The 21,427-nt window shown below is 67.7% G+C and carries 20 protein-coding genes; 11 read left to right on the top strand and 9 right to left on the bottom strand.

The genetic code is table 11. The features are described 5' to 3' along the window. Nucleotides 1–52: 52 nt before the first annotated feature. The 3 genes from BLR75_RS13250 to BLR75_RS13260 all read right to left on the bottom strand — a co-directional run bounded on the left by BLR75_RS13250 (nt 53) and on the right by BLR75_RS13260 (nt 2,067). Nucleotides 53–790 carry a nitroreductase family protein gene (locus BLR75_RS13250; RefSeq protein WP_084309660.1) on the bottom strand — a complete coding sequence of 246 codons (738 nt, stop codon included), beginning with the start codon at nt 788–790 and terminating at the stop codon, nt 53–55. Between the two features lie 128 nt (nt 791–918). Further along, a complete protein-coding gene (locus BLR75_RS13255; RefSeq protein WP_084309659.1) occupies nt 919–1,401 on the bottom strand; it encodes a glutathione peroxidase in 483 nt (160 codons plus the stop codon). A 180-nt stretch (nt 1,402–1,581) separates the two neighbouring features. Continuing rightward, the gene (locus BLR75_RS13260) at nt 1,582–2,067 is read right to left on the bottom strand and encodes an FKBP-type peptidyl-prolyl cis-trans isomerase (protein ID WP_084309658.1); all 486 of its coding nucleotides are present in this window, start codon (nt 2,065–2,067) and stop codon (nt 1,582–1,584) included. Here BLR75_RS13260 and BLR75_RS13265 point away from each other — a divergent pair. The 4 genes from BLR75_RS13265 to BLR75_RS13280 all read left to right on the top strand — a co-directional run bounded on the left by BLR75_RS13265 (nt 2,036) and on the right by BLR75_RS13280 (nt 6,760). Next, entirely contained in the window at nt 2,036–2,359 is a 324-nt protein-coding gene (locus BLR75_RS13265) for a DUF3565 domain-containing protein (protein WP_084309781.1), read from the top strand. The two genes, BLR75_RS13260 and BLR75_RS13265, sit on opposite strands and share 32 nt — an antisense overlap. 3 nt (nt 2,360–2,362) lie before the next feature. Next, complete coding sequence (locus BLR75_RS13270; RefSeq protein ID WP_084309657.1) at nt 2,363–3,547, top strand: acetate kinase; 1,185 nt, start codon at nt 2,363–2,365, stop codon at nt 3,545–3,547. A 91-nt stretch (nt 3,548–3,638) separates the two neighbouring features. Next, nucleotides 3,639–5,771: a phosphate acetyltransferase gene (gene pta / locus BLR75_RS13275; RefSeq protein WP_084309656.1), complete on the top strand. Its 2,133-nt coding sequence runs from the start codon at nt 3,639–3,641 to the stop codon at nt 5,769–5,771. Between the two features lie 74 nt (nt 5,772–5,845). Next, nucleotides 5,846–6,760, top strand: a complete 915-nt coding sequence (locus BLR75_RS13280; RefSeq protein ID WP_084309655.1) for an acyltransferase — start codon at nt 5,846–5,848, stop codon at nt 6,758–6,760. Between the two features lie 230 nt (nt 6,761–6,990). Here BLR75_RS13280 and BLR75_RS13285 read toward each other — a convergent pair whose 3' ends face one another. Both BLR75_RS13285 and BLR75_RS13290 read right to left on the bottom strand, forming a co-directional pair. After that, nucleotides 6,991–7,698, bottom strand: a complete 708-nt coding sequence (locus BLR75_RS13285) for a YiaD family glycine zipper/OmpA-like lipoprotein (protein WP_084309654.1) — start codon at nt 7,696–7,698, stop codon at nt 6,991–6,993. Nucleotides 7,699–7,850: 152 nt separating this feature from the next. Then, nucleotides 7,851–8,495 (bottom strand): MBL fold metallo-hydrolase, encoded by a 645-nt coding sequence (locus tag BLR75_RS13290; RefSeq protein ID WP_084309653.1) that lies wholly within the window; start codon nt 8,493–8,495, stop codon nt 7,851–7,853. 262 nt (nt 8,496–8,757) lie between these two features. Here BLR75_RS13290 and aroQ point away from each other — a divergent pair, with 262 nt between their 5' ends. Together aroQ and BLR75_RS13300 are read left to right on the top strand one after the other, a co-directional pair. Continuing rightward, the gene (gene aroQ / locus BLR75_RS13295) at nt 8,758–9,198 is read left to right on the top strand and encodes a type II 3-dehydroquinate dehydratase (protein WP_084309652.1); all 441 of its coding nucleotides are present in this window, start codon (nt 8,758–8,760) and stop codon (nt 9,196–9,198) included. A gap of 4 nt (nt 9,199–9,202) precedes the next feature. After that, nucleotides 9,203–10,060 (top strand): shikimate dehydrogenase, encoded by an 858-nt coding sequence (locus BLR75_RS13300; RefSeq protein WP_084309651.1) that lies wholly within the window; start codon nt 9,203–9,205, stop codon nt 10,058–10,060. Between the two features lie 81 nt (nt 10,061–10,141). Here the strand turns inward: BLR75_RS13300 and BLR75_RS13305 are convergent, their stop codons facing one another. Both BLR75_RS13305 and BLR75_RS13310 read right to left on the bottom strand, forming a co-directional pair. Next, on the bottom strand, nt 10,142–10,885 hold the full coding sequence (locus BLR75_RS13305) for a sulfite exporter TauE/SafE family protein (RefSeq protein ID WP_084309650.1): 744 nt from the start codon (nt 10,883–10,885) through the stop codon (nt 10,142–10,144). Nucleotides 10,886–11,014: 129 nt separating this feature from the next. Next, a complete protein-coding gene (locus BLR75_RS13310; RefSeq protein WP_084309649.1) occupies nt 11,015–11,785 on the bottom strand; it encodes an IclR family transcriptional regulator domain-containing protein in 771 nt (256 codons plus the stop codon). Between the two features lie 203 nt (nt 11,786–11,988). Here BLR75_RS13310 and BLR75_RS13315 point away from each other — a divergent pair, with 203 nt between their 5' ends. The 4 genes from BLR75_RS13315 (at nt 11,989) to BLR75_RS13330 (ending at nt 16,651) form a co-directional block, all read left to right on the top strand. Next, nucleotides 11,989–12,798 (top strand): shikimate dehydrogenase family protein, encoded by an 810-nt coding sequence (locus BLR75_RS13315; protein WP_084309648.1) that lies wholly within the window; start codon nt 11,989–11,991, stop codon nt 12,796–12,798. A 4-nt stretch (nt 12,799–12,802) separates the two neighbouring features. Continuing rightward, on the top strand, nt 12,803–14,536 hold the full coding sequence (locus BLR75_RS13320) for an FAD-dependent oxidoreductase (protein ID WP_084309647.1): 1,734 nt from the start codon (nt 12,803–12,805) through the stop codon (nt 14,534–14,536). Continuing rightward, nucleotides 14,521–14,841, top strand: a complete 321-nt coding sequence (locus tag BLR75_RS13325) for an NIPSNAP family protein (protein WP_084309646.1) — start codon at nt 14,521–14,523, stop codon at nt 14,839–14,841. Before BLR75_RS13320 ends, BLR75_RS13325 begins: the two co-directional genes overlap by 16 nt. 136 nt (nt 14,842–14,977) lie before the next feature. Then, entirely contained in the window at nt 14,978–16,651 is a 1,674-nt protein-coding gene (locus BLR75_RS13330; protein WP_084309645.1) for an FAD-dependent oxidoreductase, read from the top strand. A gap of 110 nt (nt 16,652–16,761) precedes the next feature. On the opposite strand, the gene BLR75_RS13335 is transcribed toward BLR75_RS13330, so the two are convergent. Both BLR75_RS13335 and quiC read right to left on the bottom strand, forming a co-directional pair. Then, entirely contained in the window at nt 16,762–17,430 is a 669-nt protein-coding gene (locus BLR75_RS13335) for a TetR/AcrR family transcriptional regulator (RefSeq protein WP_084309644.1), read from the bottom strand. 79 nt (nt 17,431–17,509) lie between these two features. Then, nucleotides 17,510–19,417 (bottom strand): 3-dehydroshikimate dehydratase QuiC, encoded by a 1,908-nt coding sequence (gene quiC / locus BLR75_RS13340; RefSeq protein ID WP_084309643.1) that lies wholly within the window; start codon nt 19,415–19,417, stop codon nt 17,510–17,512. A 529-nt stretch (nt 19,418–19,946) separates the two neighbouring features. On the opposite strand from quiC, the gene BLR75_RS13345 reads away from it, so the two are divergent. Further along, the gene (locus BLR75_RS13345) at nt 19,947–21,272 is read left to right on the top strand and encodes an MFS transporter (RefSeq protein WP_084309642.1); all 1,326 of its coding nucleotides are present in this window, start codon (nt 19,947–19,949) and stop codon (nt 21,270–21,272) included. Nucleotides 21,273–21,427: the final 155 nt, after the last annotated feature.

Consider the following 21,427-nt stretch of genomic DNA (forward strand, 5'->3'; position numbering starts at 1 on the left):
GGGCGTGATGCCTTTCATTGGGTCCCCGCGTTCGCGGGGATGGCGAAAAGACTTACAACCAGCTGACGTGCTGCTCCAGCGGGAAGCGCAGGCGCGGGTTGTAGATGCCCTTCTCGCCCATCCGGCCGACCGCCAGGATCATGACCGGGATGGCCTCGCGGGGGATGTCCAGCACCTGGCGCAGGCGCACCTCGTCGAAGCCTTCCATCGGGCAGGTGGCATAGCCGTGGCTCTGGAACGCCAGCATCAGGTTGGCCGCCGCCAGCGCGGTGGATTTGACCGCCCAGGTGCGCATCTGCGCCTTGCTGTTGGGGGTGCGCATCAGCGGCGTGCGCAGACCCTTGAGGCGCACCAGTTGGCGCTTGACCAGCCCGAGCAGGCCCAGCGGCCCCTGGTTGTACTGGAACTGCGCCCTGCCGGAATAGAAAGCGCGGGTGATTTCCGGGACCTTTTCCTGCGGCCAGTACTTCAGCACGTTGTCACAGGCCTCGCGCCAGGTGTCTGGCCGCGCCAGCACGGCGATCAGCAGCGGAGCCTTCGCCGCATTCTGCTTCAGGCACACCGGATGCAGCCGCTCGCGCAGCTGCGGATCGCGGATCACCTGGAAGCTCCAGGGTTGCAGGTTGCAGGAGCTGGGCGCGAGAACAGCCATCTCCAGGCAGTCGCGGATCACTTCGTCGGGCACCGCCTCGGACGTGAAGCGACGCACCGACCGGCGCTGCTCGATCAGCGCGCGCAGCGCCTCGTGGGTCGCCGGCTGGCAGGAGGTGTCGGAAACGAAACTGTTCATTCGGGGGCTCCTTGGACAAGAGCCCGATTAAGCCGCCGCCCGGCGGGGCGGACAAGGGAATTACGGAAATGCCGGAGGGATTGGCGCTTGTGCCCTGCTCCTCCGGTATCTCCGCGGGATTCGCCCGTTCAGCCGAGCGCCTTCTCGATGGCCTGCACCAGCGCCGGGTCTTCCGGCGGTGTCCGCGGGCTGAAGCGCGCCAGCACGCGGCCGTCGGGGCCGAGGAGGAATTTCTCGAAGTTCCAGGTGATGTCGCCGGGGAACTCCGCGCCCTCGCCGGCGAGCAGGCGATACAGCGGGTGGCGTTCCGACCCGTTGACCTCGATCTTGCCGCTCATCGGGAAGCTGACGCCGTAGTTCAGCGAACAGAACGACTGGATGTCCGCCTCGCTGCCCGGCTCCTGTCCGGCGAACTGGTTGCACGGCAGGCCGAGCACCACGAAGCCCTTGTCGCGGTACTGCTGGTAGAGGTTCTCCAACCCCGCGTACTGCGGCGTCAGCCCGCATTTGGAAGCGACGTTCACCACCAGCACCACCTTCCCCTTGAGAGGCGCCAGCGGCAGATCCTGGCCATCGAGGCCATGGAGAGTCAGATCGTGAAAAGCGCTCATGGATTACTCCTTGACGAGACGGCACGGTGTGCCGCGCACCGCGGCGGACAAGGCGTCCGTTCACGACGCATCCCAATCGGTTCGGGAAAAAAGCCCTAGCGTGAAAAAGGCGCCCGAAAGCGCCTTTCCCATGAACAGCCTAGCAGCTTCGCCGCGGGCGTACCCGCGGCGGCACCGTCATCAGTGGTGATGACCGCCTTCGCCGTGGATGTGGCCGTGGGCGATCTCTTCCGCGGAAGCGTCGCGCACGTTGACCACCTTGACCTTGAAGTTCAGGCGCTGGCCGGCCAGCGGGTGGTTGCCGTCGACGGTCACGTCGTCGCCGTCGATGTCGCGGATGGTGACGATCTGCATGCCGCCGTTCGGAGCGGAAGCATGGAACTGCATGCCGACTTCCAGCTCGTCCACGCCTTCGAACATCTCGCGGCTCAGGGTGGCGACCAGCTCGGCGCTGTACTCGCCGTAGGCTTCTTCCGGCTCGATGATGACGTCCAGCTCGTCGCCGACCTGCTTGCCTTCCAGGGCCTTTTCCAGACCGACGATGATGTTGCCGGCACCCTGCAGGTAGACCAGCGGCGCGCCGCCGGCGGAACTGTCGATGACCTCACCTGCGTCGTTGGTCAGGGTATAGTCGATGGAAACCGCCTTGTTGGCCGCGATCTGCATGGTACGAAACCTTTCTAATAAAGAAGATGAACGCGCAAGTGTACGCCTGGCCGGGGATGAATGCGACCCGACGGCGGACGGACGGCCCTGCGCCGGGCTCCCGCGGCTGCTTGACTTTCATCAGGACGAGGATGGCCACTGGGTGGCAGTCTTGTCCTGCGGTCATACCCAGCACCTGCGCCACCAGCCGCCCTGGCAATTGCGCGCCTGGGTGCTCGACGAGGAACAACGGCACCGCCGCATCGGCCACCCCTTCCCCTGCGGCTGGTGCGCCAGGGAAGACAAGGAGTAAGGCATGCCATCGCGCAACATCCTGGTAATCAATTGCGGTAGTTCATCGATCAAGTTCGCCCTGGTGCGCGAAGGCCGGCGGGACTTCGTCCTGCACGGACTGGCCGAGCGCCTGGGAACGCCAAACGCGGTCCTGCACTGGCAGCAGAACGGCCGCAACGACAGCCAGTCGCTGTCCGGCGGCGATCACCGCGCCGCCCTCGCCAGCCTGCTGCCGCTGGTCTCCGGCGCCGCCCAGGGCGAGCTGCACGCCATCGGCCACCGCGTGGTGCATGGCGGCGAACGCTTCACCCATGCCACCCGGCTCGATGCCGAGGTGATCGAGGCGATCCGCGACACCGCGCCCCTGGCGCCGCTGCACAACCCGGCCAACCTGCTCGGCATCGAAGCGGCCATGGCGCTCTACCCTGCGCTGCCGAACGTCGCCGTGTTCGACACCGCCTTCCACCAGAGCCTGCCGGAGCACGCCTACCGCTACGCCCTGCCGGACAGCCTGTACCGCGAGCAGCACGTGCGCCGCTACGGCTTCCACGGCACCAGCCACCGCTACGTCAGCCACGAGGCGGCGGAGATGTCCGGCCTCGCAGTCGGCGACAGCAACTGGCTGTCCGCGCACCTCGGCAACGGCAGCTCCACCTGCGCCATCGTCAACGGCCAGAGCCGCGATACCAGCATGGGCCTGACCCCGCTGGAAGGCCTGATGATGGGCACCCGCAGCGGCGACGTAGATCCGAACCTGCACAGCCACCTGGCGCGCACCCTCGGCTGGAGCCTGGAGCGCATCGACGACATGCTCAACAACGAGAGCGGCCTGCTCGGCCTCTCCGGGCTGTCCAACGACATGCGCACCCTGGAGCAGGCCCGTGAACAGGGCCACCCCGGCGCCGCGCTGGCGATCGAGGTGTACTGCTACCGGCTGGCCAAGTCGCTGGCGGCGATGAGCTGCGCCCTGCCCCGTCTCGACGGCCTGATCTTCACCGGCGGTATCGGCGAGAACTCGGCGCTGGTGCGCAACAAGACCGTCGCCCACCTGCACCTGCTGAACCTGGAGCTGGACAGCGAGGCCAACGCCCATTGCGTGCGCGGCGTCGGCGGGCCGATCCACGCCGCGGGCCATCCGCGGGTGCTGGTGATCCCGACCAACGAGGAACTCCAGATAGCTCTCGACACGCTGGCCATACTCGACTGAATATCGCCCGTCCGCCTGCGCCCCGCCTCACGAGGGCGGTCATCCGTCACTTGCGCAGCAATCCCGATCAAGGTTCTAAAAAGGAGCCCGGATGCACACGTTTTTCATCGCCCCGACCGGTTTCGGCGTCGGCCTCACTTCCGCCAGCCTGGGCCTGATCCGCGCCCTGCAGCGCGCCGGCCTGAAGGTCGGTTTCTACAAGCCGATCGCCCAGCCGCACCCCGGCGACGAGGGCCCGGAGCGCTCCAGCGAACTGGTCGCCCGCACCCACGGCCTCGACGCACCGAAGCCGCTGTCGCTGGGCAAGGTCGAGCGCATGCTCGGCGAAGGCCAGCTCGACGAACTGCTGGAAGAGATCATCTCGCTGTTCCACAAGGCCGCCGAAGACAAGGACGTGATGATCGTCGAGGGCATGGTGCCGACCCCGCAGGTCAGCTATGCCGCGCGGATCAACTCGCACATGGCGAAGAGCTTCGACGCCGAGGTGATCCTGGTCTCGGCGCCGGAAAGCGAATCGGTTTCCGAACTGTCCGACCGCATCGAGATCCTCGCCCACCTGTTCGGCGGCCCGCGCGATCCCAAGCTGCTCGGGGTGATCGTCAACAAGGTGCGCGCCGCCGACGCCGAAGGCCAGCCGCTGGACAGCGAAGCCGCCGCCAGGGATTTCGCCCGGCGCCTGCAGGAACAGTCGCCGCTGATGCGCGACAGCGAGTTCCGCCTGCTCGGCTGCATTCCCTGGCAGAACGAACTGAACGCCCCGCGCACCCGCGACGTCGCCGACCTGCTCGGCGCCCGCGTGCTCAACGCCGGCGACTACGAACAGCGGCGGGTGCAGAAGATCATCCTCTGCGCGCCCTCGGCGCCGAATACCGCGCACCTGCTCAAGCCCGGCGTGCTGGTGGTGACCCCCGGCGACCGCTACGACATCATCCTCTCCGCCAGCCTGGCGGCGATGAACGGCGTGCCGCTGGCCGGCCTGCTGCTGTGCAGCGACCTGATGCCCGACCCGCGGATCATGGAACTCTGCCGCAGCGCCTTCCACGGCGGCCTGCCGGTGCTGATGGTCGGCACCGGCTCGTTCGACACCGCCGGCAACCTCAGCCAGATGAACAAGGAAATCCCGGTGGACGACCGCGAGCGCGCGGAACTGGTCACCGAGTACGTCGCCGGCCACATCGATTTCGAATGGCTCAAGCAGCGCTGCGGCGAACCCCAGGAACTGCGCCTGTCGCCGCCGGTGTTCCGCTACCAGCTGACGCAGCGGGCGAGCAAGGCGAACAAGCGCATCGTCCTGCCCGAGGGCAGCGAGCCACGCACCGTGCAGGCGGCGGTGATCTGCCATGCGCGCAACATCGCCCGCTGCGTGCTGCTGGCCAAGCCGGACGACGTCCAGGCGGTGGCGCAGATGCTCGGCATGGAGCTGCCGGAAGACCTGGAGATCATCGACCCGGACCTGGTGCGCAGCCGCTACGTCGAGCCGATGTGCGGCCTGCGCAAGGGCAAGAACCTCAACGCGCCGATGGCCGAACAGCAGCTGGAGGACAACGTGGTGCTCGGCACCATGATGCTCGCCCTCGACGAGGTCGACGGGCTGGTCTCCGGCGCCATCCACACCACCGCCAACACCATCCGCCCGGCGCTGCAGCTGATCCGCAACGCGCCCGGCTACAAGCTGGTGTCGTCGGTGTTCTTCATGCTGCTGCCGGACCAGGTGGTGGTCTATGGCGACTGCGCGGTGAATCCCGATCCCAGCGCCAGCGAACTGGCCGACATCGCCCTGCAGAGCGCCGACTCCGCCCTGGCCTTCGGCATCCCGCCGCGGGTGGCGATGATCAGCTACTCCACCGGCGAATCCGGAACCGGCGCAGATGTCGATAAAGTGCGGGAAGCGACGCGCATCGCGCGGGAAAAACGCCCCGATCTGTTGATCGACGGACCCTTGCAGTATGATGCCGCCGCCATCGCCGACGTGGGCCGGCAGAAGGCCCCGGAGAGCCCGGTGGCCGGACGCGCCACGGTGTTCGTGTTCCCCGACCTGAACACCGGCAACACCACCTACAAGGCGGTGCAGCGCAGCGCCGACTGCATCAGCATCGGCCCGATGCTGCAGGGCCTGCGCAAACCGGTGAACGACCTGTCGCGCGGCGCGCTGGTGGAGGACATCGTCTACACCATCGCCCTCACCGCGATCCAGGCAGACAGCGTCAGGGAAGACAGGGGCTGATCGCTCCCGGGCACGAGGATGTGCCGCAACCACGCGCCCGGCCCGTCCGGGCGTTCACGTACAAGGACTCCTCGATGTTGAGCTTTCTTCCCCCTGCCGTTCGCGGTGTGCTGGCCAGCCTGCTGCTGTTCCTCAGCACCGTGTTCTGGGCCCTGCTGCTGTTCTCGATGACGCTGGTCAAGCTGCTCCTGCCCTTCGCCCCGGCCCAGCGCCTGTGCAGCAGGATCATGAGCCTGATCGCCGAAGGCTGGATCGGCTGCAACAAGTTCTGGATGAACCTGGTGCAGGGCACCCGCTGGAACGTCCAGGGCCTGCAGGGACTGCAGTACGGCCACTCGTACCTGGTGACCAGCAATCACCAGAGCTGGGTCGACATCCTCGTCCTGCAGTACCAGCTCAACCGGCGCATCCCGCTGCTGCGCTTCTTCCTCAAGCAGGAACTGATCTGGGTGCCCATCATCGGCCTGTGCTGGTGGGCGCTGGATTTCCCCTTCATGAAGCGCTACAGCAAGGCCTATCTGGCCAGGCACCCGGAGAAGCAGGGCCAGGACCTCGCCACCACGCGCAAGGCCTGCGACAAGTTCAGGCGCATCCCGGTGGCGGTGTTCAACTTCCTCGAAGGCACCCGCTTCACCCGCGCCAAGCACGACCAGCAGCAGTCGCCGTTCGACACCCTGCTCAAGCCCAAGGCCGGCGGCATCGCCTTCGTCCTCGACGCCATGGGCGAACAGCTGCGCACCCTGGTCAACGTCACCATCCACTATCCGGACGGCGCGCCGACCTTCTGGTGCCTGCTGTCCGGCAAGCTGAAGAACGTGGTGGTGCGCTTCGAGGAACTGGAAATCCCGCGCCAGTTCCTCGGCCGCAGCTACGACCAGGACGAGGCCTACCGCCTGGAGTTCCAGCAGTGGGTCAACCAGTTGTGGGAGCGCAAGGACCAGTTGCTGGTGCAGCTGCGCCGTGATTTCCCCGCCGGAGCGCAGGCCTGACACGGGAGCCGCAAGTGGCGGGTTGCACCCGCCCGCGGAACACAAGGGGGTCAGCGAAACGTAGGGTGGATGGCGCTCTTCCATCCACCATCCCGAGGGCCGCATGCGCGGCCATGGTGGATCGATGGAGCGTGATCCACCCTACGCGTGTATTCCCCCGTAACCCGCCATCTGCCCCAAAACGAAGAAACCCGCCAATCGGCGGGTTTCTTCGTCATTGCAACGGTCGCTTACTGCACGGTAGTGCCCTGGGCACCTGGCAGCGCGCGCAGGTTCACTTCCACGCGACGGTTCTGGGCGCGGCCGTCGGCGGTGGAGTTGCTGGCGACCGGCTGGTCCGGGCCCATGCCGCGGGTGGAGACGCGGGTGGCATCGACGCCCTGGGAGGTCAGGTAGGTGGCGACGCTCTGCGCACGACGCTGGGACAGGTCCATGTTGTGCTGGCGGCTGCCGGTGCTGTCGGTGTAGCCGACGATCTCGATGCTGTTCTGGTTGAACTGCTTGAAGGAGTTCGCCAGGTTGTTCAGCGGGCTGTAGAAGGACGGCGCGATGTTCGCCGAGTCGGTGGCGAAGGTGATGTTGCCCGGCATGATCAGCTTGATGTCGTCGCCCTGGCGCTCGACCTGCACGCCGGTGCCCTGCATCTGCCGACGCAGTTCGGCTTCCTGCTTGTCGGCGTAGTAGCCGTAGCCCGCGGCGGCGGCGCCGACCGCGGCGGCGCCGATCAGCGCACCCTTGCCACGGTTGTCATGGTCGATGGCGGCACCGGCGACGGCGCCGGCCAGTGCGCCCAGCGCGCCGTACTTGGCGGTCTTGCTCACGCCACCCTCGGCCGGAGCCTGGGTGTTGGGGTCGTAGGGATTCTGCGAGGCGCAACCGGCCATGAGGGCAAATGCGGTGACGGCCGCGACCATGGACAGACGACGTGCGGTAAACATGAAGGAAAACTCCTTGGAGGAAGGATTCGCCCTGGCGGGCGGTTTTGCTTGGAACCTGCCACGGGGCTGCGGCACGACGCGGCTGCGGCCCCGGAATCGGCCATTGGATCATCGAAGCGGGAGAAAATTCCCTGCCCCGATGCAATTTGCCATCAGGCCCTGACGAAGGGATTCTCGCGCATTTCATCACCCAGGCAAGTCTCCGGGCCATGACCGGTGACAACCGCCGCGTCCTCGTCCAGCGTGTACAGGCGCTGCCTGATCGAGCGCTCGATGGTGGCGTAGTCGCCGCCCCACAGGTCGGTGCGGCCAATGCCACGGAAGAACAGGGTGTCGCCGGCGATTAGCAGTTTCGCCTCGGGGAACCAGAAGCTCATCGAGCCCGGCGTATGCCCCGGCGTGTGCAGCGCCACGCCGCAGCCGCAGGCCAGCTCCTCGTCGTCCTGCAGCCACTGGTCCGGCGCCGGCACCGGCTTGTAGGGAATGCCGAACATGTTGCACTGCATTTCCAGGGCGTCCCAGAGGAACTGGTCGTCCTTGTGCAGGTGCAGGCTGGCGCCGGTGCGCTTCTTCATCTCGCCGGAGGCGAGGAAGTGGTCGAGGTGCGCATGGGTGTGGACGATGCTCACCAGCTTCAGCCCGTGCTTCTCCAGCCGCGCCATGATCAGGTCCGGGTCGCCGCCCGGATCGACGACCATGGCTTTCTTCGTCAGCGGGTCGCCGATCAGGGTGCAGTTGCACTGCAGCGGACCGACGGGGAATGTTTCTCGGATGATGGCGGGCTTCACGGCGTCCATGGGCAATCCTGGTCGATAGGGATGGCGCATTTTCGCGCAATGCGCGGATGAAGGCGACGCCGTTCGATTAGCGAACACTTTCCTGCATGTTCCAGAACCGCTGAAGGCCTTGCCCCACAAGGCTTTCCGGGCGGCTTGCGCAGGCCGGCCAAACCCTGGCTCCCAGGGTCGATTGACGAAAGTAACTAAACGGTACATTTTGCAGGTACGCACCCCACGCCCTATCCGGGCGAGGTCCCATACGAACAAGAGACCCTGCGAAATGACCCTGCCGATCCTCATCCTCAACGGCCCCAACCTCAACCTGCTCGGCACCCGCGAGCCGGCCACCTACGGCCACGAAACCCTCGCCGACGTCGAAGCCCTCTGCCAGCGCACTGCGGCGGGCCTCGGGCTGGAAGTGGAATTCCGCCAGACCAACCACGAGGGCCAGTTGATCGACTGGATCCACCAGGCGCGTGGCCGTTGCGCCGGCATCGTCATCAACCCGGCGGCCTGGACCCACACCTCGGTGGCGATCCGCGACGCCCTGGCCGCGGTGGAGCTGCCGGTGATCGAGGTGCACCTGTCCAACGTGCACAAGCGCGAGGAGTTCCGTCACCACTCCTTCGTCTCCCCGGTCGCCGTCGGCGTCATGGCCGGTTTCGGCTCCAACGGCTATCGCCTGGCCCTCGAACACTTCGCCCACCTGCTGCAGGCCTGACGTCATGACCGAGAAGAAAACCTCCGTACTCGCCGGCCTGATCGGCGCCGGCATCCAGGCCTCGCGCACCCCCGCCCTGCACGAACGCGAAGGCGACGCCCAGGGCATCCGCTACCTGTACCGCCTGATCGACCTCGACCAGCTCAAGCTCGACAGCGCCGCCCTGCCGGACCTGCTCGGCGCCGCCGAGCGCATGGGCTTCACCGGGCTGAACATCACCTTCCCCTGCAAGCAGGCGGTGATCCCGCTGCTCGACGAACTGTCGGACGAAGCGCGCGGCATCGGCGCGGTGAACACCGTGGTGCTGGAGAACGGCAAGCGCATCGGCCACAACACCGACTGCCTGGGCTTCGCCGAAGGCTTCCGGCGCGGCCTGCCGGACGTCTCGCGGCGCCGCGTGGTGCAGATGGGCGCCGGTGGCGCCGGTGCGGCGGTGGCCCATGCGCTGCTCAGCGAGGGTGTCGAAGTGCTGACCATCTTCGAAGTCGACCCCACGCGCGCCCAGGGCCTGGTGGACAACCTCAACGCCCACTTCGGCGACGGCCGCGCCCGGGTCGGCCTGGACCTGCCCGGCGAGATGCAGGAAGCCGACGGCCTGGTCAACACCACCCCGGTGGGCATGGCCAAGCTGCCGGGCACGCCGCTGCCGCCGGAGCTGCTGCACGCCGGCCTGTGGGTCGCCGAGATCATCTATTTCCCGCTGGAAACCGAACTCCTCCGCCACGCCCGCGCCCTCGGCTGCCGCACGCTGGACGGCGGCAACATGGCGGTGTTCCAGGCGGTCAAGGCGTTCGAACTGTTCAGCGGCGCGCCGGCCGATGCGGGGCGGATGCTGGCGCATTTCCATGGCATGAATGCATAGACGTCTGTCGCGGGCATGGCCCGCTCCTACAGGGGGCAGTGCCGGGCTTTACCGTAGGAGCGGGCCATGCCCGCGACCCTTTCAGCCCTGCCAGTTCTGCACCAGCAACTGCACCCCGGTCACCAGCAACCCCAGCCGCGCGATGCGGTAGAACCAGGTGTGGTTGACCTTGTCCTGCAGCCAGATGCCCAGCCATACCCCCGCCACCACAACGGGCGCGAGCATCAGGCTGGCGCCGAGGTTGTGCCAGTTGAACTGGCCGAGCAGCGCGTAGGGAATCAGCTTGATCGCATTGGTCAGCAGGAAGAACACGTTCACCGTGGCGATGTAGCGGATCTTCTCCAGTTGCTGCGGCAGCAGGTACATCAGGACCGGCGGGCCGCCGGCGTGGGCGACGAAGCTGGTGAAGCCGGCGACGCCGGACAGCACCACGCCCTTGCCCACCGCCGCCCGGGCCGGCTGTGCCGCCGCGCGGGAAACCACGGCATTGAGCAGCACGAAGCCGATGGCGATCGCACCGATCAGCAGGCCGATGAAGCGCTCGCTGAGCAGGCCGAAGGTCAGGCTGCCGATCAGCACGCCCAGCAAGGCGCCGGGCAGCATGATCTTCAGGTTGCGCGAATCCCACTTGCCGTAGAAACGCCGCAGCCCGGTGATGTCCGCCATGCACAGGATCGGCAGCATGATCGCCGCGGCCTGGGTCGGCGGCATCGCCAGCGCCATCAGCGGCACGGCGATCCCACCCAGCGCGCCGCCGAAACCACCCTTGGAAACCCCGGTGAGCAGCACGGCGGGCAAGGCGACGAGAAGGAACTGCAGGGTCATGAGGAACTCGCTATGGCAAGGCGGCGGACATTATGAAGCGTTCGCCGCCCAGTCCGGGCAAAAAGTGCGATCAGCGAACGTAATTGCTCGATGCCCACGCACCGAACCCCTACAAAAAGCCGCAGCCATTCAATCCAACACCGGCTTCAACAACGCCTGCGCCTCGTACAGCGGCGCCAGGTAGCGCAGGCGCATCTCGTCCACGCTCAGCCGCGAGGCATGGGTGGTGATCGCCAGCGTCGCCTTCAGGCGGCCGGCGCGGTCCAGCAGCGGCACGCCGAGCACGCGCATGCCGATCTCGTATTCCTGGTCGACGATGCTGAAGCCCTGCTCCGCCACCCGCTGCAGTTCTTCCTTCAGACGCGCCACGTGGGTCTGCGTATAGGGCGTGAGCGGGCGCGGCGGGTTGCGTGCGAAGTAGGCGTCCAGCTCCGCCTCGTCCAGCGACGCCAGCCAGACCCGCCCACCGGCGGTGCAGTACATCGGCACCCGCGAGCCGGGGCGGATCGACAGCGAGGCGATGTGGCTGTAGCGGCTGCGCACCACGTGGATGATCTCGTCGCCGTCGCGGGTGCCCACCGAGACGTGCTCCTGGGTCTGCCGCGCCACCTGCTCGACGATCGGCCGCAGCATGCGCGGCAGCTGCGCTGAATCCACGTAGGCCTGGCCGATGCGCAGCGCCTTGGGCGTCAGCCAGTAATGGCGGTTGTCGGTCTCGGCGAAGCCTTCGTGCACCAGGGTCAGCAGGAAGCGCCGCGTGGCGCTCGGCGTCATCCCGGACAGTTTCGCCGCCTGCGGCACGCTCAGGCGCGGCTGGTCGGCGCTGAATAGCTGCATCAGCGCCAGGCCCTTCTGCAGGCCGGCGATCAGGTCGCGGGGGTGGATGTCGGGTTTGTCCATGGATTTCACTCGCAGGAAGGGGCCATGCCCCCGATTGGATTGTCGCGGGCATGGCCCGCTCCTACAGGGGGAAATTCTATCGATTGATGCGATTACCGATTCATGACTGCGATTATCGCATCAAACAGCCGATAACCGCGTTGTTGCCCTGCCCTACCCGCGTCAACCTTGCCTCCACAACAACGCCAAGAACGGAGGTCAGCATGATCCGTGGTTCAACCGAACTGGTCGCCATCGTCGGTTCGCCCATCGCCCAGGTGAAATCGCCGGAAAACTTCAACATCTGGTTCACCAACAATGGCCGCAACCTGGCGATGCTTCCCATCGACATGCAGGAAACCGCGCTCGACGCCTTCCTCGACAGCCTGCGCGGCTGGCGCAACCTGCGTGGATGCGTGGTCACCGTGCCCTACAAGCAGAGCATCGCCACGCGCCTCGACGGCCTCAGCGTCCGCGCCGCCGCGCTGCGCTCGGTCAACGTGATCCGCCGCGAGGCCGATGGCCGCCTGCTGGGCGACAACGTCGACGGCGCAGGCTTCCTCGGCGCGACGCAGAAGCACGGCTTCCAGGCTGACGACAGGAGCGCGCTGCTGATCGGCGCCGGCGGTGTCGGCAGCGCCATCGCCTATGCGCTGGCCGAGGCCGGTATCCGCCGGCTGACGATCGCCGACCCCGGCACCGAGCGCGCCGGCGCCCTCGGCGAACTGCTCGGCAACGCCTTCCCCGCCCTGCAGATCGCCACGCAGTACAGCTCGCTGGAAGGCTTCGACCTGCTGGTCAACGCCTCGCCGGTGGGCATGGGTGGAACCGGCGAACTGCCGCTCCCGGCCGCGCTGCTGGAAACCCTGCAGCCCTCCACCCTGGTCGCCGACGTGGTCACCTCGCCGGAAATCACCCCGCTGCTGGAAGCGGCGCGCCAGCGCGGCTGCGCCATCCAGACCGGCCCGGAAATGGCCTTCGCCCAGCTCGGCCACCTCGGCGCCTTCATGGGCGTCACGCCGCTGGAGATCTGACGCCATGACCCACTTCGAACAACCCCAGCGCGAGTACGACCTGGTCGTCCTCGGCAGCGGCGCCGGCGGTTTCGCCGCTGCCGCCACCGCCGCCTGCCGTGGCCTCAAGGTGCTGGTCGTGGAAAAGGCCGACACCTTCGGCGGCACCTCGGCGATCTCCGGCGGCGCGGCCTGGATATACGGCACCGACCAGGCCCGCGCGGCCGGCGCCAAGGACTCCCCGGAGGCCATGCGCACCTACCTGAAGACCATCATCGGCGCCGGCTACGACCCCGAGCTGGTGGATGCCTTCATCGAGCGCGGCCACCAGGCGCTGCGCTGGCTGGAGGCCAACACCGAGCTACGCTACGCCCTGCGCCCGCATTCGCCGGACTACTACCCGGACGAGCCCGGCGCCACCGAATCCGGCCGCGCGCTGGAGATGGTCGAGTACGACGGCCGCCACCTCGGCGAACGCTTCAGGGACCTGAAGATGCCGCCGCCGGGGATGCTGCTGTTCGGCGGGATGATGGTCAATCGCGTCGACATCCAGCATTTCCTCAGCTTCCGCCGCTCGCCGAAGTCGCTCTGGCATTGCCTCAAGCTGATGGCGCGCTACGGCCTCGACCGCCTCTCCCACCATCGCGGCACCCGCCTGACCACCGGCAACGCGCTGATCGCCCGCCTCGCCACCAGCGCCTTCGGCAAGGGCGCCGAGCTGTGGCTGAACAGCGAGGCGCAGGAGCTGATCGTCGAGCAGGGCGCGGTGACCGGCGTGGTGGTGAAGCGCGACGGCCGCAGCCAGCGGATTCGCGCCCGCGGCGGCGTGGTCTGCGCCATGGGCGGGTTCGCCGCCGGCGCCATCGCCGCGGCCAACCGCCCGCCCAGCGAGGCGCCGCATCTGACCATGTCGCCGCCGAGCAACGACGGCGCCGCCCTGCGCCTCGGCGAAGCGGTGGGCGCCGCCAGCGGCCAGGACATGGCGGCGAACTTCTTCTGGGCGCCGGTTTCCGAGCTGCGCCATGCCAACGGCGAAACCGAGCGCTTCCCGCACCTGGTCACCGACCGCGCCAAGCCCGGCGTGATCGCGGTGAACCGGGCCGGGCGGCGCTTCGTCAACGAATCCAACTCCTACCACCACTTCGTCCAGACCATGTTCGCCAGCGGCAATTCACCGGTCTGGCTGATCTGCGACGCCGAAGCGCTGAACCGTTACGGCCTGGGCCTGGCGCGGCCGAAGCCGGTGGACAACTCGGCGCTGATCGAGGCCGGCTACCTGCACCGCGCCGACACACCGGAAGCCCTGGCCCGCGCCATCGGCGTCGATCCGCAGGGTCTGCGGCAGACCCTGGAGCGCTTCAACGCCGACGCCCGCGACGGCATCGACCGCGAATTCGCCAAGGGCGGCAACAGCTACAACCGCTACATGGGCGACCCCGAGCACAAGCCCAACCCCTGCCTGGCGCCGCTGGCGAAAGCGCCGTTCTATGCCATCCGCATCCACACCGGCGACCTCGGCTCGGCCCGCGGCCTGGTCACCGACGCCAATGCCAACGTGCTCGACCGCGGCGGCGCGCCGATCCCCGGCCTGTACGCCGCCGGCAACGACATGAACTCGCTGATGGACGGCACCTACCCCGGCCCCGGCATAACCATCGGCCCCGCCCTGACCTTCGGCTGGATCGCCGCCAGCCATATCGCCGAACGCCTGCAGGCACCGGCCATTCCCACGGAGACCCGCGCATGTACTACGAACTGAGAACCTACACCATCGATCCGCTGAAGCTGGGCGACTGGCTCGCCCTGTACCGGAGCCACGCGCTGGAGGTACAGACCGAGCATCTCGGCAAGCTGGTCGGCTTCTTCACCACCGAGTTCGGCGAGGCCAACCAGGTGGTGCATATCTGGGCTTACGAAAGCCTCGACGAGCGCATCGCCCGCCGCGCGGCGATGGCCGCCGATCCACGCTGGGCGGAATTCTCCCGGCGCAACCGGGAGCTGGGCGCGGTGCTGAAACTGGAGTCGCGGCTGATGCGCCCGACGGGGTTTTCGCCGTTGCAGTGAAAGCCCCTCTCCCAGAGGGAGAGAGGACTGTTTGGCATGAAGCGAAGCAGCATGCCGACCCGCAATCCCGAGCCGCCCCCTATCCCTCCGGGAGAGGGCTGGGGTGAGGGCAAACCCAACCACCAGAGTCACCGGCATGCACGACACCCTCCACTGCGACGTCCTGGTCATCGGCTCCGGCGCCTCCGGCCTGGCCGCCGCGGTCACCGCCGCGCACCACGGCCTGAAGGTGATGGTCGCGGAAAAGGCCAGCCAGCTCGGCGGCACCAGCGCCTGGTCGGGCGGCTGGCTGTGGATTCCGCGCAATCCGCTGGCCATCGCCGAAGGCATAGTCGAGGACGGCGACGCGCCGGAACGCTACCTGTGCGCCCAGGTGCGGGCCGCCGAGCTGGACGAGCGCCAGCGCGCCTTCCTGCGCCATGGGCCGGAGATGATCGAGTTCTTCCAGCGGCATACCGCCGTGCAGTTCCTCTCCGGCTCGAAGATGCCCGACATGCGCGACGGCGATGGCAGCGCGCAAGGTGGCCGCTCGCTGTGCGCGCAGCCGTTTGACGGGCGCCTGCTCGGCCCATGGATCGACAAACTGCGGCCGCCGCTGGATATCGTCAGCCTCGCCGGCATGGGCATCGCCGGCGGCGCGGACATGGCCGCCTTCTTCAATGCCACGCGCTCGCCGAAGGCCGCGCTGCACGTCGGCAGGCGCCTGCTGCGGCATTTCCGCGACCTGCTGCTGCATCGCCGCGGCATGCAGCTGGTCAACGGCAACGCCCTGGTGGCGCGGCTGCTGCGCAGCGCCCTCGATCTCGGCGTGACCCTGCTCACCGATGCGCCGGTCGCACGGCTGCTGCAGGACGGACGGATCACCGGCGCGCAGCTCGGCGATGGCCGGGAAATTCATGCCCGGCGGGGTGTGGTGCTGGCCTGCGGCGGCTTCCCCCACGACCGCCAGCGCATCGCCCGGCTGATGCCCCATGCGCCGAACGGCCACGAACATCGCTCGGCCGCGCCGAAGGAAAACAGCGGCGACGGCCTGCGCCTGGGCGAACAGGTCGGCGCCCGCGTCGGCGAGACGCTGGCCCACGCCGGGGCCTGGGCGCCGGTCTCGCTGGTGCCGCGCAACGACGGCAGCCTCGGCCACTTCCCGCACCTGGTCGACCGCGCCAAGCCCGGCTTCATCGCCGTGCGCCGCGACGGCCGGCGCTTCGTCAACGAGGCCGACTGCTACCACGACTTCATGAATGCGCTGTTCGCCGCCACGCCGGAAGGCGAGCCGCACGAGGCCTGGCTGATCTGCGACCACCCGGCGCAGCGCCGCTACGGCATCGGCTGGGCCAAGCCGTTCCCCTTCCCTGCCGGCTTCCATGAACGGCGCGGCTATCTGTTCAGCGGCCGCACCCTGGCGGAACTGGCGGCGCGCTGCGGGATCGACCCGGCGCAGCTGCAGGCCACTGTGGAAGGCTTCAACCGGCATGCCGCACGGGGCGAGGACCCGGACTTCCAGCGTGGCGTCTCGGCCTACAACCGGGCCCAGGGCGAACCGCTGCACGGGCCGAATCCGTCGCTGCGGCCGCTGCAACACGGACCGTTCCATGCGGTGAAACTCGTTCCAGGGAGCCTCGGCACCTTCGCCGGCCTGCGCACCGATGCCTCGGCGCGGGTGCTGGATGACGGGGACCGGCCGATACCCGGCCTGTTCGCCGTGGGCAACGACATGCAGAGCGTGATGGGCGGACATTACCCGAGCGGCGGGATCACCCTCGGGCCGGGGATGACGTTCGGCTACCTGGCGGGGAAGGCGCTGTGCGAGTGATCTCGGCGGCGCCGGAATGTCGCGGGCATGGCCCGCTCCTACACCACGCCGAGGTGCAGCCCCGTAGGGTGCATAACGCGCCAGCGTTATCCACCATCCCCGCTGCAGGCTTACGCCTGGATATAGCGCAGCACCGCCTCGCAGATCATCTGCTTGTGGCGCGCCTTGGCCTGTTCGTCCGACAGGTCGGTCTGGAAGATCTCGCCGAAGGTGTGGCGGTTCGACACCCGGTAGAAGCAGAAGGAGCTGATCAGCAGGTGCACGTCGAGCGGGTCGAGGCCGCCGCGGAACAGGCCCTCCGCCTCGCCGCGGCGGAGGATTTCGGCGAGGGAGTGCAGCATGGTGTTGCTCATCGAGCGGATCGCGTTGGACTGCTTGACGTACTCGCCGTGGTGGATGTTCTCGATGCTGACGATGCGCACGAAGTCGACGTTGCGGTCATGGTGGTCGAAGGCGAATTCCACCGTGCGGCGGATCGCCTCGCGCGGCTCCAGCTCGGCCAGGTGCAGCTGGCTCTCGGTGCGGCGGATGTCGCCGTAGAGCTTCTCCAGCACCTCGACGTAGAGCTGCTCCTTGCTGCCGAAGTAGTAGTAGATCATCCGCTTGGAGGTGTGGGTGCGCTCGGCGATGGAGTCCACCCGCGCGCCGGACAGCCCCTCCTGGACGAATTCGGTGATCGCCGCCTGGAGGATGTCCTCGCGGGTCTTTTCCGGGTTGTTCTTGCGGCCCTTGCGTTGCGGGGCGACGGGTTCGGCAAGGGTTTCGGGGAGATTCGACATACAGGACTCACAGCCAGCGGCAAGGTCTGGCGATTATGGGACCGGCCGCAGCCCGAAGGAAGGCCGCGGCCGGTCCGGATCACAGCCTGGCCGGCCGCGTCGCGCCGCTGCGCGCCTTGGCCATGGCCGCCAGGCGCACGGCGACGTTGGCCGCGCCATAGCCGACGTAGCCGTTGCGGCGCTGGATGATCTCGAAGAAGAAGCGCCCCTCGAACGGCTCGCTGTAGACGTGGAACAGCTCGCCGCCCTGGGCGTCGCGGTCGTACAGCACGTTGTAGTAGGCCAGCTCGCTGAGGAACTCGTCGTCGAAGTCGAAACGCGCGGCAAGGTCGTCGTAGTAGTTGAGCGGGATTTCCAGCAGCGGCACGCCGGCCTCCTTGGCCCGGGCGACCTCGGCGAAGATGTCCTCGCAGGCGAAGGCGATGTGGTGCACGCCGGAGCCGCGATAGCTGGACAGCGCGTGGGAGATCGCCGTGTTGCGGTTCTCCGAGATGTTCAGCGGCAGGCGGACGCTGCTGCAGCGGCTGCGGATCGCCCGGCTCTTCACCAGGCCGTAGGGATCGGGCAGCACCACCTCGTCGTCGGCCTCGAAGTCCAGCACGCTCTTGTAGAACAGCACCCAGCTGTCGAGGCTGTCCGCCGGCAGCGCCATGGCCATGTGGTCGATGCGCTGCAGGTTGCCGGCGGGCGCGGCCTGCGGGTCGAGGACGAAGTCGCTGTCGTAGATGGTCTGGCCCGGCTCGCGTTCCTCCACCAGGTAGATCAGGCTGCCGTCCGGCGCGCGCACGGCGGGAATCTCGCGTTCGTTGGGGCCGACCAGGCCGCGGAACGGCTGCGCGCCGAACGCCTGGGCGCGCTCCAGGGCGCTGCCGCCGTCGCGCACCCGCAGCGCGGTGGCGCACAGCGACGGGCCGTGGGCCTCGAAGAAGTTGTGGGCGAAGGAGTACGGCTCGGCATTCAGCACGATGTTGATGTCGCCCTGGCGCAGCAGGCTGACTTCCTTGGAGCGGTGCTGGCCGGCGCGGGCGAAGCCGAGCTTTTCCAGCCAGCCGGCGAGGCGCGCGCCCTGCTCCTCGTCGACGGCGAATTCGAGGAACTCCACACCGTCGTAGCGGCTGGCCGGCGGCGGCGCGAAGAGGATGCCGGTGTCGACCGGCGCCGCTTCCTTCTCCAGCAGCTTGCGGGTCTTCTCCTCCAGGTAGAGCAGCGAGCGCAGGCCGTCGGCGGCGTTGGAGCGGGTCGGCGCGGCGCGGAAGCCGTCGTTGAAGATTTCCAGCGACAGCGGCCCCCGGTAGCCGCTCTTCAGGATCGGCGCGAGGAAGCCCGGCAGGTCGAACTCGCCCTGCCCCGGGAAGCAGCGGAAGTGCCGGCTCCACTCCAGCACGTCCATGGCCAGGATCGGCGCGTCGGCCATCTGCACGAAGAAGATCTTCTCCCCGGGAATCTCGGCGAAACCGCTGGGATCGCCCTTGATCGACAGGGTGTGGAAGCTGTCCAGCAGCACGCCGAGGGCGGCATGGTCGGCCTGGCGGACGATGTCCCAGACCTGCTGCCAGGTGTTCACATGGCGGCCCCAGGCGAGCGCCTCGTAGCCGATGCGCAGGCCGCGCGCGCCGGCGCGTTCGGCCAGCCGGCGGAGGTCGTCGACGAGAATCTGCTCGTCGCCCAGCGAATCCGCCGCCACGTTGCTGCAGACCAGCACCAGGTCGGTGCCCAGTTCCTGCATCAGGTCGAACTTGCGCTCGGCGCGGTCGAGGTTCTTCTGCAGGCGGTCGCGGCGGCAGCCCTCGAAGTCGCGGAACGGCTGGAACAGGGTGATGGCGATGCCCAGGTCGGCGCACATCTGGCGAATCTCGCGCGGGCTGCCGGCGTAGTAGAGAAGATCGTTCTCGAAGATTTCCACGCCGTCGAAACCGGCGGCGGCGATGGCCTCGAGTTTTTCCGGCAGGGTTCCGCTCAGGGAGACGGTGGCGATCGAGCGCTGCATGCTTCTGCTCCTGTGAAAGGGGCGACCTCTGCGGGCCGCGACCGTGGATGCCGTGTCGCGCCGGTCATCGGAATGGCCGGTCGAGGGGACGAACCGGCGGGCGCAACTCTGGTGCATCGATTATTTGCGGAGTATTTTCGAACGGCAACGAAAATTGTACGAACCAGTTAGTTTTCGTTCGATTAACGAACAAAAGGCCGGTTATCGAATTGACGGTTTTTCGATCACTGCGCACCATCGAATTACGTCGCGGGCACCACCTGCCTTGTGCCACCCCGCGATGGAACGCCGCCAGCGGCCGATAACAATTTCAAGAAACAGGTACAGCCACCATGCCCGCATCTACCGTCCCGTCCCCCAGCCTCCGTTCCCTGGCCCACGAGTCCCCGACTCCCCGTTCCGGCGCCTGACCGGTTCCGCCAGCCGCCTCCGCCGCCCGCCAGCGCCCATACTGGGTAACGGCCGGCCCCGGGCAGAGGCATCACAGTCACGACTGCTCGCAGTCCTCGAACGAACGGATGGCCACGACATGATCCACTCGCAGACCGGCACCGCCATGCCCAGCGCTTCCCACGGCTCCATCGGTGACAAGATTCGCGGCGCCTTCGCCGTCGGCAAGACCCGCTGGGGCATGCTCGCCCTGGTGTTCTTCGCCACCACGCTGAACTACATCGACCGCGCCGCCCTCGGCGTCATGCAGCCGATCCTCGCCAAGGAAATGAGCTGGACGGCGATGGACTACGCCAACATCAACTTCTGGTTCCAGGTCGGCTACGCGGTGGGCTTCCTCCTGCAGGGACGGCTGATCGACAAGGTCGGCGTGAAGCACGCCTTCTTCGCCGCGGTGCTGCTCTGGAGCCTCGCCACCGGCGCCCACGGCCTGGCCACTTCAGCGGCCGGCTTCATGGTCTGCCGCTTCATCCTCGGCCTGACCGAGGCGGCCAACTACCCGGCCTGCGTGAAGACCACCCGGCTGTGGTTCCCGGCCGGCGAACGCGCCCTCGCCACCGGCCTGTTCAACGCCGGCACCAACGTCGGCGCGATGATCACCCCGGCGCTGCTGCCGCTGATCCTCGCCACCTGGGGCTGGCAGGCCGCGTTCATCGCCATGGGCTGCCTGGGCCTGGTCTGGGTGGTGCTGTGGGGCCTGAAGTACTTCAACCCGGAAGAGCATCCGAGCGTGCGCCAGAGCGAACTGGAATACATCCAGAAGGACGTCGAGCCGGAGCCGACCCGCGTGCCCTTCAGCCGCATCCTGCGCATGCGCGGCACCTGGGCCTTCGCCCTGGCCTACTCGATCACCGCGCCGGTGTTCTGGTTCTACCTGTACTGGCTGCCGCCGTTCCTCAACCAGCAGTACGACCTGGGCATCAGCGTCACCCAGATGGGCATCCCGCTGATCCTGATCTGGCTGACCGCGGACTTCGGCAGCGTCGGCGGCGGCATCCTCTCCTCCTGGCTGATCGGCCGCGGCGTGCGCGCCACCACCGCGCGGCTGGTGTCGATGCTGATCTTCGCCTGCACCATCGTCAGCGTGACCTTCGCCGCCCACGCCAGCGGCCTGTGGGTCGCGGTGCTGGCCATCGCCCTGGCGGTCGGCGCGCACCAGGCCTGGACCGCGAACATCTGGAGCCTGGTGATGGACTACACGCCCAAGCACCTGGTGAGCACGGTGTTCGGCTTCGGCGGCATGTGCGCGGCGATCGGCGGGATGTTCATGACCCAGATCGTCGGCACCGTGCTGACCGTCACCAACAACAACTACGCCGTGCTGTTCACCATGATCCCGGCGATGTACTTCATCGCGCTGGTCTGGATGTACTTCATGGCGCCGCGGAAGATCGAGGTGGTGTAAGAGCGAATCCGGTTCCACTCTCCGAGGCCCGCGTGGGCCTCTTTTTTTTTGTGTGGATACAAGTGCAATTCATGGTTCCCACGCTCCTGCGTGGGAACCCATCCGGAGACGCTCCGCGTCCCATCGACGCGGGAGCGTCGAGAGCGGCATTCCCA

The organism is Pseudomonas jinjuensis (assembly GCF_900103845.1).
Classification (GTDB): Bacteria; Pseudomonadota; Gammaproteobacteria; order Pseudomonadales; family Pseudomonadaceae; genus Pseudomonas; species Pseudomonas jinjuensis.

Coding starts and splice junctions, on each gene's coding strand:
- BLR75_RS13250 (WP_084309660.1), bottom strand. CDS start 790: ATGAACAGTTTCGTTTCCGACACCTCCTGCCAGCCGGCGACCCACGAG.
- BLR75_RS13325 (WP_084309646.1), top strand. CDS start 14,521: ATGTACTACGAACTGAGAACCTACACCATCGATCCGCTGAAGCTGGGC.
- BLR75_RS13330 (WP_084309645.1), top strand. CDS start 14,978: ATGCACGACACCCTCCACTGCGACGTCCTGGTCATCGGCTCCGGCGCC.
- BLR75_RS13285 (WP_084309654.1), bottom strand. CDS start 7,698: ATGTTTACCGCACGTCGTCTGTCCATGGTCGCGGCCGTCACCGCATTT.
- quiC (WP_084309643.1), bottom strand. CDS start 19,417: ATGCAGCGCTCGATCGCCACCGTCTCCCTGAGCGGAACCCTGCCGGAA.
- BLR75_RS13305 (WP_084309650.1), bottom strand. CDS start 10,885: ATGACCCTGCAGTTCCTTCTCGTCGCCTTGCCCGCCGTGCTGCTCACC.
- BLR75_RS13290 (WP_084309653.1), bottom strand. CDS start 8,495: ATGGACGCCGTGAAGCCCGCCATCATCCGAGAAACATTCCCCGTCGGT.
- BLR75_RS13255 (WP_084309659.1), bottom strand. CDS start 1,401: ATGAGCGCTTTTCACGATCTGACTCTCCATGGCCTCGATGGCCAGGAT.
- BLR75_RS13310 (WP_084309649.1), bottom strand. CDS start 11,785: ATGGACAAACCCGACATCCACCCCCGCGACCTGATCGCCGGCCTGCAG.
- BLR75_RS13280 (WP_084309655.1), top strand. CDS start 5,846: ATGTTGAGCTTTCTTCCCCCTGCCGTTCGCGGTGTGCTGGCCAGCCTG.
- aroQ (WP_084309652.1), top strand. CDS start 8,758: ATGACCCTGCCGATCCTCATCCTCAACGGCCCCAACCTCAACCTGCTC.
- BLR75_RS13265 (WP_084309781.1), top strand. CDS start 2,036: ATGGAAACCGCCTTGTTGGCCGCGATCTGCATGGTACGAAACCTTTCT.
- pta (WP_084309656.1), top strand. CDS start 3,639: ATGCACACGTTTTTCATCGCCCCGACCGGTTTCGGCGTCGGCCTCACT.
- BLR75_RS13335 (WP_084309644.1), bottom strand. CDS start 17,430: ATGTCGAATCTCCCCGAAACCCTTGCCGAACCCGTCGCCCCGCAACGC.
- BLR75_RS13315 (WP_084309648.1), top strand. CDS start 11,989: ATGATCCGTGGTTCAACCGAACTGGTCGCCATCGTCGGTTCGCCCATC.
- BLR75_RS13320 (WP_084309647.1), top strand. CDS start 12,803: ATGACCCACTTCGAACAACCCCAGCGCGAGTACGACCTGGTCGTCCTC.
- BLR75_RS13260 (WP_084309658.1), bottom strand. CDS start 2,067: ATGCAGATCGCGGCCAACAAGGCGGTTTCCATCGACTATACCCTGACC.
- BLR75_RS13345 (WP_084309642.1), top strand. CDS start 19,947: ATGATCCACTCGCAGACCGGCACCGCCATGCCCAGCGCTTCCCACGGC.
- BLR75_RS13270 (WP_084309657.1), top strand. CDS start 2,363: ATGCCATCGCGCAACATCCTGGTAATCAATTGCGGTAGTTCATCGATC.
- BLR75_RS13300 (WP_084309651.1), top strand. CDS start 9,203: ATGACCGAGAAGAAAACCTCCGTACTCGCCGGCCTGATCGGCGCCGGC.